Source organism: Mesorhizobium robiniae (assembly GCF_040545535.1).
Lineage (GTDB): Bacteria > Pseudomonadota > Alphaproteobacteria > Rhizobiales > Rhizobiaceae > Mesorhizobium > Mesorhizobium robiniae.
In genome coordinates this window covers 460,256-473,479 of the sequence record NZ_JBEPMC010000005.1, presented here as the reverse complement: position 1 = coordinate 473,479, position 13,224 = coordinate 460,256, and the positions used below count along the sequence as shown (strand labels likewise).

The following is a 13,224-nucleotide window of genomic DNA, read 5'->3' as shown; positions in this document are numbered from 1 at the left end:
TAGGAGAGCTTGTTGAAGGGCATTATCCAGGCTGGGGGCAGTGGACCCGGCTCTATCCTCTGACGCTGGCGGTCTCCAAGTAGATCCTGCCAATATACGACAAGCCGATGACCTATTATCCGCTGAGCGTCCTGATGCTGGCGGGAATTCGCGAGATTCTCGTGATCTCAACCCCGCGCGACCTGCCGGTTTTTCAAGATTTGCTCGGCGACGGTTTGGAATTCGGGCTCGATCTGTCTTATACAGTGCAACCGCATCCCAACGGTCTCGCGGAAGCCTTCATCATCGGCCGCGACTTCATCGGCAATGACAGCGTGTCGATGATCCTGGGCGACAACATCTATTTCGGGGAAGGACTGTCACAGCTCTGCCGCACGGCAGCTTCGCGCAAAAGCTGTGCATCGGTGTTCGCCTACCATGTCGAGGATCCGCAGCGCTATGGCGTGGTATCCTTCGACAAGGTCAGCGGCACCCCTTTGAAAATCGAGGAGAAGCCGGCCTGCCCGGAGGAAATAGCATTCGAGCAGGGCTGGCTGACGGCGGACAAGGTTCTGCAGCGGCCACTTGCTTGGGAAAAAATGAATATGCCGCCTATTTGCGCAAGCGCGTCATCGAGTTGACGGAGAATTAGGTGTTGGAGATCAGGCCACTCGGCCTCGACGGCGTGCTGGAAATCGTCCCGAAGCGATTCGGCGACGCGCGCGGCTTCTTTATCGAAACCTACAACGCCGAGCGGTTTTCAGACGCGGGTATCGACTTGCGTTTCGTGCAGGATAATCATTCCTATTCCGCTGCCGCGGGTGTGTTGAGGGGGCTCCACTATCAACTTCCGCCGCGCGCGCAGGACAAGCTGCTGCGCGTGGTCCGAGGTAGGATTTTTGACGTGGCAGTCGATATTCGCCGCGTCTCGAAGACATTCGGAAAATACGTCGCCCTTGAGATCTCCGCCGAAAAGGGCAATCAAATTCTGGTACCGAAGGGCTTTGCACACGGTTTCGTCACGCTCGTGCCCGACACTGAGGTGCTGTATAAGGTCACCGACACCTATTCGCCAGAGCATGACCGATCGATCCGTTTCGACGATCCCGACATTGGCATCGAATGGCCATCTACGGCTGGCGGGTTCCAGCTTTCGGACAAAGACCTCAAGGCGACGACGCTCGCCGCCGCAGAAGTGTTTGCGTGAGGGGTATTATCATAAGGGGAGCAGCATGAATTTTCTGGTGACTGGAGGTGCCGGCTTCATTGGTTCGGCGGTGTGCCGGCATTTGTGCAGCAATCCGGCCTACCGGGTGACCAACCTCGACAAACTCACCTATGCGGGGAACCTTGCCTCGTTGCGCTCCATCGAGAATGCCCACAATTACAGATTTGAGCACGCCGATATCCGTGACGATAGGGCGATTCTGGAGGTGTTGCATCGCGACGAGATCGACATTGTTATGCATCTTGCCGCCGAAAGCCACGTCGACCGGTCGATCGATGGGCCGGGGGCATTCATCGAGACCAACATAGTCGGAACTTACCGAATGCTCAATTCGGCGCTCGAATATTGGCGCAGACTTCCCGACGAGAAAAAAACCCGGTTTCGTTTCCATCATGTTTCGACCGACGAGGTGTTCGGCGATCTGCCCTTCGACAGCGGTGTCTTCACCGAACAGACGCCCTATGCCCCGTCTTCGCCCTATTCGGCGTCGAAGGCGGCATCCGACCATTTGGTGCGCGCATGGCACGACACTTACGGACTGCCGGTCGTCCTGTCGAACTGTTCGAACAATTACGGTCCCTTCCATTTTCCCGAGAAGCTGATCCCGCTGGTCATTTTGAACGCGCTCGACGAAAAACCATTGCCGGTCTACGGCGCCGGCGCCAATGTGCGTGACTGGCTTTTCGTCGAGGACCATGCACGCGCGTTGGCCATGGTTGCGACACTGGGCGCGGTCGGCGAGAGCTACAATGTCGGCGGCGGTTCGGAACGCACCAATCTGGCGGTGGTCGAAGCGATCTGCGACATCCTCGACAATAGGCGGCCACGTCCCACTGGCCGGCGCTATCGCGATCTCATCACCTTCGTCGCCGACCGCCCGGGCCATGACCGGCGCTGTGCAATCGACGCTTCGAAGATCGAGCGCGATCTCGGCTGGACACCGCGCGAGACATTCGACAGCGGCATCGCAAGGACGGTCGACTGGTATCTTCAAAACGAGTGGTGGTGGGGTCCGACCCGTCGCGAGCGCTACGCCGGCGAGCGCCTGGGCGAAGCACGCAAGGGCGCCGCGTGAGGCTTGTCGTCACCGGACGCGAGGGCCAGGTCGTCAGCAGCCTCGTAGAGCGCGCGCAGACGCCCCAAACCTCGATGTCGTCGCGCTCGGCAGGCCTGAGTTCGACCTGACGAGGCCAGAGTCGATCGCAACGGCGCTGACGGCTGCCCGGCCCGACCTGGTCGTGTCCGCCGCCGCCTACACCGCTGTCGATCAGGCTGAGGACGAGTCGGACCTGGCCTTCGCTGTCAACGGTATCGGCGCTGGCCATGTTGCCGCGGCCGCAGCACGGATTGGCGTTCCGGTAGTCCATCTGTCGACCGATTATGTGTTCGATGGGAGCGGCGAGGGGGCTTATTCAGAAGAGGACGAGCCCGCTCCGCGCAGCGTCTACGGTGCCTCGAAACTCGCTGGCGAGCGGGCGGTCGCCAAGGCCAATCCGCGCCACCTCATCCTGCGCACGGCATGGGTCCACAGCCCGTTTGGCAAGAATTTCGTCAAGACCATGCTGCGGCTTGCCGCCGATCGTGACGAGATCACGGTGGTCGCCGACCAGTGGGGAATCCCACCTCTGCGCTTGATATCGCCGATGCAACCCTGAAGGTCGCGGCGGTACTGCATGGCGACAAGAATTTTGACGCCTTCGGCGTCTATCATTTGGCAGGAACCGGCGAGACCAGCTGGAGCGGCTTTGCCCGCCACGTCCTAAGCACGAGCCGAGCGCTTGGTGGCCCCTATGCTGCGGTGAAGGATCTAGCCAGCAGTGCTTATCCGACCAAGGCACGGCGCCCGGCCAACTCACGTCTGACGACGGCAAAATTTGCGTCCGTATTTGGGTGGGCAGCGCCCGATTGGCAGCAATCCACAAAGCTGGTCGTGCGCCGCATTTTGGAAGGCGGCAACGGCCTTATATCCACTCCAATTTTTGCCGCTTAGACCGGCTTGGCCGGTTTGCGCATCGCCGAATAGGTGAGCAGCGTCGAGGCGAGATAGAGCAACAGGAAGACGACGTTGAGCGACAGCACCAGATTGGGCGTGTCCAGGATGGTGGTCAGCGCATAGGTCAGCAGGACCGCTTTCAGCCCGGCAAGCAGGGCCAGGTTGATCGCCCGCACCAGCGTCTGGCCGCGCGCGAACAGAAGCTCGGCCTGGTATTCAACCAGATTGCGCAGGCCCGGCACGCAGATTGCCAGCGCTACCAGAGGGGCGGCCTCGGCAACATTCTTGCCCAATGCGTTAGGGAAGAAATGCAGCACGATGCCGAGCACCGCCAGCGCCAGCGTCGAGACCAGGAACACGCCGCCTTCGATGCCGCTCTTGACCGAAAGGCGCGACAGCAGCTCCGGCGCGCGCATCATGCGCTGCACCAGCATCATCGAGAAGGTGCGGATCGGGATCGCAGTCAGGTCGACCAGCCGCATGATGATCGCATAGATGCCGGCGAGGTGCGGCCCGCCGATCGCCAGCACCAGCAGTTTGTCGAATTCCATCTGCAGATAGAACAGCACCTCCGCGCCGGCCACGTAGATGGAATCGGCGAGCCGCCTGAGATAGAGTTCCAGCCGCAGCCGCAGCCTCTGGCGCGGATAGAAAAATCCGAAGGCGATGAGCAGCGAGGCGGCGTTGGCGCCGATATAATACCACGACCAGACCCCTACGGTCGGCTGCGCCGCGAACATGAACAGCACGGCGCCGAGCGCCCGCAAGGCCGTCGCCAGGATCGTCAGCAGGGCGGCGCGGCCGAATTTGCCGAGACCGTTGTTGACGATCAGTGCGACCTCGACCGGCCGCCACAACAGCGCCTCGGCAAAGACAACCGCCGCAAAGACCGATAGTGGCACGGTGCTGGCAAAGAAGGCCAGGTAGACGCCGTAGGAGGCGGCAACCAGCAACGGCAGCGATATCACGCCGAGCAGCAGGAAACCGGCGGTGAAGGTGCCGATCAGATTGGGGCGGATGGTGGCGGTTCGGTAAAGCGCTGAGATGAAGCCGAGGGCCAGGATACGCGACAGCATCACGCCGGCTGCCGAGGCGGTGGCGAACATGCCGAACTCAGCGATGGACAGCGTGTTGGCCAGCGCGATGAAATAAGCGAGTGAAAACACCAGCCGCCCGCCGGCGCCGCTGATCGCCGAGAGATAGTCGCGAACCAGGCCCCGTCGTTCGGCCACGAAAGCGCCGATCCGGGCGAGGGGCCGCCTTTGCGGGATGTTGCCAGCCTGGGTCATGTGTCGGAGATAGCATAGGTTGGAAAGTTTAACGCGCCGTTTGGAACGGCTTCATTGCGCTCAGAAGGGCGCGGCCGGAGAGGGAAACTTCGTCCTCAAAGCAGGGAAATTAACTTTTTGTTTCCTATGCTTGTTTAGCGTGGCTTAACGAATGGCTGACCGCGCGTCCAAGCCGCCAAGGGCAAGCTCCACGACAATGGTCGACAGGCAAAACCGTGAAGATTGGAAGCGCGAGCGGTCCTTGCTGGCGCTCGGCCAGGCGATGCGCGGCGAAGAAGAAGACGCTGAACCATCGCTGGTTTCGATCGGGGATCGGGCGAACTCGTCATGGCGCGAGGATGCCGCCACGCGCCATCGTCTCGCGCGCTCACGCCGCGAGGCGCGAGGCGATCCGGGAATCTCAGCAGCTCCGGAACGCTCACCAGCCCCAGGATTCTCCGCAAACGATGAAATAAACCAGCCTCGAACCGATTATCCATCCGCGTCGGCCGCCCGGACACCACCAGAGGTGGACGAGGCCGTTGAAGCGAACTATGCGGACGTCGGGTCGCAGGAGGAGCCGGTTGCCGCGGGCGTTTCCGAGGACCACCGTTTCGATGCCGATCCTCGATATTACGCGTCCGAGCCTCGACGCGCCGGGTTCGATCCTCCATACGCCAGCGACGAGCCTCGATATTCCGAATTCGAACCTCGATATTCCACATTCGAGTCCCGATATGCCGCTGACGAGCAGCGGTCTTCCCGCGAGAATGACAGTGGACAGGACTGGAAGCCGTTGATCGACCCTATGCAGGTCGTCCGCGGCATTGCCCGGTCGAAGCTGCTGATCCTCGCCATGACGATACTGGGCACCGGACTTGGTGTCGCGATCGCACTTTCGATGCCGAAGAAATACGAAGCCACGGCAGAACTGATCGTAGACCCGCGCGATCTGAAGCTCACCGACCGCGATCTCACCCAATCGGTGGTTGCGTCCGATGCCACGCTGGCCATCGTCGAAAACCAGGTTCGCGTGCTCACCTCCGGCACCGTTCTCAACAAGGTCGTGGACAAGCTCAACCTCGTCAACGATCCCGAGTTCAACGGACAAGAGTCCGGCCTCGACGTCATGACGCTTATCCGATCGATCCTGTCGCGCGACGACGAGTTGGGCGCCGATGACGGCCGTCGCCGTGCGCTGGCCGTCGGCAATCTGGCCGAAAGCCTTTCGGTCGAGCGCGGCGGCAAGACCTTCGTCATCTCCGTCAGTGCCACCACGCAAAATGGCGAGAAGTCGGCTCTCATCGCCAACACGATGACGGACGTTTTCTTGCAGACCTTCGGGCAGATCCAGTCCAACACCGCCGGCCGCGCGAGCGACGAACTGACCGGCAGGTTAGACGAGCTGCGCAAGGGCGTAGAGGTAGCCGAGCGTAAGGTCGAGGATTTCAGGGCCACACATGATCTCGTCGACGCGCAGGGCCATCTGATCAGCGACGACGAGATGCTCAAGCTCAATCAGCAGCTTGCCATCGCCCGCGCGCGCACGCTGGAACTCAACGCCCGCGCGGCGTCGGCGCGCTCGATCGACGTGAATTCGGTCCTGAGCGGAACCTTGCCGGAGGAGATCAACTCCAACACCATGAGCGAATTGCGCTCGCAATACGCGACCCTCAAGCAGGAGGCCGATCGCGCCGCAATCCGGTTCGGGCCGCGCCATCCCGAGCTCCAGGCGCTCAATGCCCAGCTTGCCGGCTCGCGCGAGCGTATTGCCGGGGAACTGCGCCGCATCGCCTCGTCGCTGCAGGTCGACCTGAAACGCGCCGTGCAGCTCGAACAGGATCTGGCCTCCCGACTGGCGCAGTTGAAGGTCCGCAGCGGCGACGTCAACAGCGATCTGGTCACCTTGCGCGAGTTGGAGCGCGAGGCCACCGCCAAACGCTCCGTCTATGAACAATATCTTCTGCGCGCCAAGGAAACCGGCGAGCAGAAGGACATCAACACCGCCAACATCAATGTGATCTCCAAGGCCTTCGCTCCGCTCGAGCCGAACGGGCCTTCGCGCGCCATGATAACGCTCGCTGGTCTGCTGGCGGGACTGGCCTCCGGTGTCGGCCTCGGCGCCATGCGCGGCGCCTATGCGAGCCTGCATGAAACCGCCAATTCGCGGTCGCGCGGCAGGACGGGCGAGCGCCGGACACCCATCGAAGACAAGCCATACCAGCCGTCGCCGCCGCCCGTGCCGCCAGCCGAAGTCACCAGGCGTACGGGCCCAATCAGTGCACTGCTGTCGGCGCTAAGCAAGATCGTGCCGCGCAAGGCGCACCGGGAAGAACCTGCCGATACGCGGTCCAATGGTTCACCGGCGGTGACCAAAAACGCGAAGGGGGGGCCGGTCCCTTCCGCCCACCCGCAACCGGCGTCTCCCCTCGCGTCTTCTCGGCCGGCGCCTGCCGGCTACAAGCCGCAGGTACAACAAGGCGCCTATGATCCGCAGGAGACGACCTACCCGGCCCCGCACATGCACGCGTATCCCTATACGCAGCCGCCGATGACCTATCCACAGGCGCAGCCCTGGCAGATGCAGCCGCCCGGCTATCCCTATCCGCCGGCCGTGACGCCTCACTCGGCACAGGGGCCTTCGCACAAGCCGTCGGTCTATCCTGAAGCCTCGTGGGACAAGGCAAATCAGGTGCCGGAAGCTGCTGGACAGCAGCCCTCCATCGAGGAAATCCGCGCCAGCCTGCGCGAATTCCGCGAAGCGGTTCGCGAACTCACCGAAAGCCGAGCGCGCCGCTATTTCTAAGCGCCGAACAGAATAAAAGCCGTTGGTTTCGAGTTAACGGCATAAGACGGCGCTTTGACGGGATTGCCAGGTCGAATTTTCGTGAAAATGCCGCGCTTGATGTCACCCAGAAGCCACCACTCGGGCCTAACCGGGGTGGGCAGCGGTTGGGCCGGCGACATGTCTAAAACAAGGTCTAACGCGCGCCGTATCAATCAGACGCGACGCGCTGTAGACGGAACGGTGTTGAGGGTGATTATGGCCGAGTTGATTGACGGAAAAAGCGTCGCCGAAGACGTAGTGCGGCGGGTCAAGGCCTTGACCGTCGAGCTGATTGAAAAGGGCGCGCGGAAGCCCGGTCTCGCGGTGGTCATCGTTGGTGAGGATCCGGCGAGCCAGGTTTACGTCGCCTCCAAATCCCGCACCGCCAAGGAATGCGGCTTCCATTCGGTCCAACACACGCTGCCGGCCGAGACCTCCGAACAGGAACTGCTAGATATCATCGGCGAACTCAACGCTGATCCGGCCGTCAACGGCATCTTGGTGCAGCTTCCGCTGCCTGGCCATATCGATGCGGGCAAGATCATCCAGACGATCGCGCCGCAAAAGGATGTCGACGGCTTCCACTTCATCAATGTCGGCAAGCTCGGCACCGGCGAGCTGGCGACAGCCTTCGTGCCTTGTACGCCGGCCGGCTCGATGCTGCTGATCGAGCGTGTGCGCGGCAAGGATCTTTCCGGCCTCAATGCGGTGGTCGTCGGCCGCTCCAACATCGTCGGCAAACCGATGGCCAATCTTCTGCTTGCCGCCAACTGCACCGTCACCATCGCGCATAGCCGCACCAAGGACTTGGCCGCACTTGCGCGCACCGCCGATATTCTCGTTGCGGCTGTCGGGAGACCTGAAATGGTCAGGGGTGACTGGGTCAAATCAGGCGCCACCGTCATCGACGTCGGCATCAACCGCATCGCGGCGCCCGAAAAGGGTGATGGCAAGACCCGCCTGGTCGGTGACGTCGCCTATGCGGAAGCGGCGAAGATGGCCGGCGCCATCACACCGGTGCCTGGCGGCGTCGGACCGATGACCATTGCCATGCTGATGGCCAACACGCTAGCTTCCGCCTATCTCGCGGCCGGATTGAAACGGCCGTCTTTCTGAAACCTGGAAAGCCTCAGCTTTGCCGAACCTCACTGTTCCCTCAGAGCGGCCGGTCACGAACGATCCCGTTCAAGGCGGCCGGCAGTTCGGGTTCCTGCTGGTCGACAAGTTCTCCATGTTCTCGCTGGCCGCCGCAATCGACACGTTCCGTTCGGCGAACCGACTGCTCGGCCGCGACTTCTATGGCTGGACGACGGTGTCGGCCGACGGCGAGGCCGTCATGGCCTCCAACGGCCTGCCGCTCAAGGTCGACTACGCTGTCGCCGATCTACCGCCGGTCGATATTCTTTTCGTCTCGGTTGGGCTGACAACCGAATTCCCGGGCAAGAGCAAGGTGTTGGCAGCGCTGCGCAACTGGGGCCGGCGCGGCAACGCGCTCGGCGCGCTGTCGGTCGGCTCCTATCTGCTCGCCGAGGCAGGTCAGCTCGAAGGCTATCGCTGCACCATCCATTGGGAGAATCGCGCTGGCTTCGTCGAGCGGTTTCCCGACATCAACTGCACCGGCAATGTTTTCGAGATCGACCGCAAGCGCTACACCTGTGCCGGCGGCACCACCTCGATCGACCTGATGCTTGAGATCGTGCGCAGCGATTTAGGCTCGAGCCTCGCCAACGGCGTCGCCAACCAGTTCCAGCACGAGCGCATCCGCTCTGCCGGAGATCGCCAGCGTGTTGGGCCGGAACGCGACCTGACCGGCAAGTCGGAGAAGCTGCGGCGCACCGTCGAGCTGATGGCCGACCATCTCGACGAGCCGCTGTCGGCGGTGCAACTCGCCAAGTCGGCCGGCTTGTCGGTGCGTCAGGTCGAGCGCCTGTTCCTGCGCCACCTCAGTGTGACGCCCGGCCGCTATTACATGCGGCTCAGGCTCGAACGCGCGCGCGAATTGCTGCGCCAGACCAACATGCCGATCCTCGACGTGGCGATCGCCACCGGCTTCACTTCACACTCCTATTTTGCCCAAAGCTACCGGCTGCAATTCGGCCGGCCGCCTTCCGAAGAGCGGCGCACGACATATTAAGTTGGGCTAGTCGAGTTTGTTGGCCCAAGCTTGTGGCCGACCCTCCAACGCCCGGCGTTCGGGGTTGTGTCCTGACCCGGCGTCGAATAGCTTTTCCGTGCGAAGCAGGGTGCGCTGATGCTCAAGCAAACCCGAGGGGCTGGCTCAGGAGATTTTCATGGCGGGACTTGCACGGAGCGTCGCTGCGGCGGCCTTCCTGTTGTGGATGACGACGCTTGGCCTTGCCGCCGATCGAGTCATCCTCATTCTAGACGCTTCCGGTTCCATGTGGGCGCAGATCGACGGTAAGCCCAAGCTCGAAATTGCCCGCGAATCGCTCAGAACCGTGCTGCAATCGGTCCCCGCCGACAAGGAAATCGGCTTCATGGCCTATGGCCATCGCGAGAAGGGCAGTTGCGAGGATATCGAGCTCATCGTGCCGCCGCAGGCCGGCTCGGCAGGTGCCGTTTCCGCTGCCGCCGACAGCCTTAAATTCCTTGGCAAGACGCCGCTGACATCAGCCGTCAAGCAGGCGGCCGAGGCGCTGAAATACACCGAGGACAAGGCCACCGTCATCCTGATCACCGACGGGCTTGAGACCTGCAATGGCGACCCGTGCGCGCTCGGCAAGGAACTGAAGGCTGCCGGCGTCGACTTCACCGTAGACGTCGTCGGCTTCGGCCTGACTGCGGACGAGGGCAAGCAGGTCGCTTGCCTCGCCGATAACACCGGCGGCAAATACATCCAGGCGTCCGACGAGCAAGCGCTGCAGAACGCGCTGGTCGAAACCATCGCCGCCGCACCTGCACCGGCGCCCGAACCAGCGCCTGCGGCGCCGCCGGCTCCCGAGGAAAAGCCGGAGTTCAACTTCATGCCGACCGTGGTGCTGGCGCAGGGCGGCGATCCCGTCACCGACGGCAATTCCTGGGAGATCTACAAGGCAAACTCCGACGGCACGCGCGGCGACTACCTAACCACCGAATACGGAGCCTACAAAAGCAATCTGGAGCCGGGCGACTACATCGTCGTCGCACGCCTCAGTGAGGCCAGGACCGAACAGAAGATCGTGGTCGAGGCGGGCCAGGTCTACAAATCCCTCTTCACGCTGAATGCCGGCACGCTCATCATTCATCCGCGGCCAAGTGAGGGAGCTGACGTGGCCGATGGCGCGGCTGTGGTGATCGTCTATCCGGGCGTCGATACGCCCCCGACCTATTATGGCGACACGAAAGTCGTGTTGCCTGCCGGCGATCAGAAGGTGACGGTCAGGATCGGGCAGGGCGAGGTTACCGAAACCATCCCGCTCACGGCCGGCAGGGTCATCGACAAGGATATCATCGTCGGCGTCGGGCATGTCGTTGCCAACGCCTACTACACTGCCGGCGGCGACAAGGCCGACGGTTCGGGCATCGGCTTCAAGGTGTTCAAGGCAAAAAAGAAGATCGACGGAACGAGGGAAGAGGTGGCTTACGCCTATGGTCCTGACAGCAAGTTCGATCTGCCGCCCGATGACTATGTGTTGCTGGCGACGGTCGACCTTGCCGTTGCCGAGCAGCCTTTCAGCGTCAAAGCCGGTGAGAATCAGGATCTGAAAATCCCCATCAATGCCGGCGTGCTGGCGATCACCGCGCCGGGGGCCTCGAAGATCGAGATCTTCGAGGCGAAAAAGGACATCAACGGCAACCGCAAATCGCTTGGCTACGCCTATGACGAGAAATACCAGGCGGCGCTACTGGCCGGCGACTACGCTGTTGTCTCAGAGAAGTTGGACAACAGTTCGAAGGAAAGTACGGTAACCATCAAAGCCGGCGAGCGAGCCGAGCTGACGGTCCGGTAGGGATGTAATTCGACGCCGAGAAAAGGGCGGCGCGCGAGCCACAGCATTGCGCCGTCCTTTTTCACAGCAGCGCGAATTCCGCCACGCTGTTTCCGAAGGCACTGGCGCCGTGGTCGGCACGGCCAACCATTTGCCGGAATCCAGCGAAAAGCTCGCGGCCAAAGCCGAATTCATTGGCGATAAGATCGCTGTCCGCCGCCCGCCGCAGCGCGAAATCGCCGGCCGGCACCAGCACTTCCAGCGTTCCGGCGTCGGCGTCGAGCCTGATGATGTCGCCGTCATGGATCCTGGCGATTGGTCCGTCCTCGACCGCCTCCGGTGTCACATGGATTGCCGCCGGCACCTTGCCGCTCGCGCCCGACATGCGCCCGTCGGTGACCAGCGCCACATGCTGGCCGCGATCCTGCAGGACGCCGAGCACGGTGGTCAGTCTGTGCAGTTCCGGCATGCCATTGGCTTTCGGCCCCTGGAAGCGGATGACGGCGAAGAAATCGCCGGTCAATGTGCCGGCCTTGAACGCCTCGTTGAGCCCTTGCTGGCTGTCGAAAACCTTTGCCGGCGCCTCGATGATGCGTCGCTCCGGTTTCACCGCGGAAGTCTTGATGACGGCGTGACCGAGATTGCCGGAGAGCATTTTCAATCCGCCCGTCGGCTGGAACGCTTTCTTGAACGGCGCCAGCACCTTCTCGTCGCCGCTTTCGCGGGGCGCGGCCTCGCGCACCACGCCGCCATCGGGACCGAGCTTGGCTTCCACCGCATAAGGCCTCAAGCCTTCGCCCCAAACTGTCTGGACGTCCTCGTGCAGGATGCCTTCGTCGAGCAGTTCGCGGATCAGGAAGCCGAGCCCGCCTGCGGCATGGAAATGGTTCACGTCGGCAAGGCCGTTCGGATAGACCCGCGCCAGCAGCGGCACGGCTTCCGAAAGGTCCGAAATATCCTGCCAGGTAATGGCAATGCCGGCTGCGGCCGCCATGGCGATCAGGTGGATGGTGTGATTGGTCGATCCGCCGGTGGCGTGCAAGCCGACAATGCCGTTGACGATCGAGCGCTCGTCGATCATCCGGCCGACCGGCGTGTAGGCGTTACCGAGCGCGGTGATCGCCAGCGCCCGCTTCGTCGCCTCCCTGGTCAGCGCGTCGCGCAGCGGCGTGCCGGGATTGACGAAGGAGGTGCCCGGCGTGTGCAGGCCCATGATTTCCATCAGCATCTGGTTGGAGTTCGCCGTGCCGTAGAAGGTGCAGGTTCCCGGCCCGTGATAGGATTTGGACTCGGCCTCAAGCAGTTCGGCCCTTCCTGCCTTGCCTTCGGCATAGAGCTGGCGGACCTTGGCCTTCTCGTCATTGGGCAGGCCCGTCGTCATCGGCCCGGCCGGGATGAACACTGCCGGCAGATGGCCGAAGGTCAGCGCCGCGATCACCAGCCCCGGCACGATCTTGTCGCAGACGCCGAGATAGACGGCCGCGTCGAACATGTTGTGCGACAGGCCGATCGCCGCGGCCATGGCTATCACGTCGCGCGAGAACAGCGACAGCTCCATGCCGGGCTGGCCCTGCGTGACGCCGTCGCACATTGCCGGCACGCCGCCGGCGACCTGGGCAATGCCGCCGGCCTCGCGCGCCGCGTCCTTGATCAGCGCCGGAAACGTCTCGAAAGGCTGATGCGCCGACAGCATGTCGTTGTAGGAGGTGATGATGCCGAGGTTCGGCACTCGGTCGCCGCCAAGTGCCACCTTCTCGGAGGGGCTGCAGACGGCAAAGCCATGGGCAAGGTTGCCGCAGGAAAGCACCGCCCGGTTGGCGGTGCGGTTCGATGCTTCGGCGATGCGGCCGAGATAGGCCTCGCGCCCTGGTTTGGAGCGTTGGCGGATACGCTCGGTGATGGCTTCGATGTCACGTCGTGCGGTCATATCGGTAGGTCCTTTCAGGCGCGGTCCCGGAAAACATCCTCCCGCCGTCCGCCGGGAACCACGGCAAGTTGAA

8 protein-coding genes and 2 pseudogenes are annotated in these 13,224 nt (G+C 62.6%); 8 read left to right on the top strand and 2 right to left on the bottom strand.

Going from position 1 to position 13,224, the window contains the following annotated elements; all coding sequences use genetic code 11:
- The first annotated feature begins 12 nt into the window (after positions 1-12).
- The 4 genes and pseudogenes from ABID19_RS17060 to rfbD all read left to right on the top strand — a co-directional run bounded on the left by ABID19_RS17060 (position 13) and on the right by rfbD (position 3,197).
- A pseudogene (locus ABID19_RS17060) lies at positions 13-631 on the top strand (sugar phosphate nucleotidyltransferase).
- Positions 632-1,186: a dTDP-4-dehydrorhamnose 3,5-epimerase gene (gene rfbC, locus ABID19_RS17055; RefSeq protein WP_354492146.1), complete on the top strand. Its 555-nt coding sequence runs from the start codon at positions 632-634 to the stop codon at positions 1,184-1,186.
- Positions 1,187-1,211: 25 nt separating this feature from the next.
- Entirely contained in the window at positions 1,212-2,282 is a 1,071-nt protein-coding gene (gene rfbB / locus ABID19_RS17050) for a dTDP-glucose 4,6-dehydratase (protein ID WP_354492145.1), read from the top strand.
- Positions 2,279-3,197 (top strand): annotated as a pseudogene (gene rfbD, locus ABID19_RS17045) (dTDP-4-dehydrorhamnose reductase). Before rfbB ends, rfbD begins: the two are co-directional and overlap by 4 nt.
- On the opposite strand, the gene ABID19_RS17040 reads toward rfbD, so the two are convergent.
- Positions 3,194-4,489, bottom strand: coding sequence for a lipopolysaccharide biosynthesis protein (locus tag ABID19_RS17040; protein WP_354492144.1), 1,296 nt, complete (start codon positions 4,487-4,489; stop codon positions 3,194-3,196). The pseudogene rfbD and the gene ABID19_RS17040 overlap by 4 nt on opposite strands.
- Before the next feature lie 196 nt (positions 4,490-4,685).
- Between ABID19_RS17040 and ABID19_RS17035 the strand changes: the two genes are divergently transcribed.
- The 4 genes from ABID19_RS17035 (at position 4,686) to ABID19_RS17020 (ending at position 11,245) form a co-directional block, all read left to right on the top strand.
- On the top strand, positions 4,686-7,274 hold the full coding sequence (locus tag ABID19_RS17035) for a GumC family protein (protein WP_354492198.1): 2,589 nt from the start codon (positions 4,686-4,688) through the stop codon (positions 7,272-7,274).
- Positions 7,275-7,511: 237 nt separating this feature from the next.
- Entirely contained in the window at positions 7,512-8,411 is a 900-nt protein-coding gene (gene folD / locus ABID19_RS17030; RefSeq protein ID WP_354492143.1) for a bifunctional methylenetetrahydrofolate dehydrogenase/methenyltetrahydrofolate cyclohydrolase FolD, read from the top strand.
- A 19-nt stretch (positions 8,412-8,430) separates the two neighbouring features.
- Positions 8,431-9,429: a GlxA family transcriptional regulator gene (locus ABID19_RS17025; RefSeq protein ID WP_352937102.1), complete on the top strand. Its 999-nt coding sequence runs from the start codon at positions 8,431-8,433 to the stop codon at positions 9,427-9,429.
- Between the two features lie 157 nt (positions 9,430-9,586).
- Positions 9,587-11,245, top strand: coding sequence for a vWA domain-containing protein (locus ABID19_RS17020; RefSeq protein ID WP_354492142.1), 1,659 nt, complete (start codon positions 9,587-9,589; stop codon positions 11,243-11,245).
- Positions 11,246-11,306: 61 nt separating this feature from the next.
- On the opposite strand, the gene edd is transcribed toward ABID19_RS17020, so the two are convergent.
- Positions 11,307-13,151 (bottom strand): phosphogluconate dehydratase, encoded by a 1,845-nt coding sequence (gene edd / locus ABID19_RS17015; protein ID WP_354492141.1) that lies wholly within the window; start codon positions 13,149-13,151, stop codon positions 11,307-11,309.
- Between the last annotated feature and the right edge of the window lie 73 nt (positions 13,152-13,224).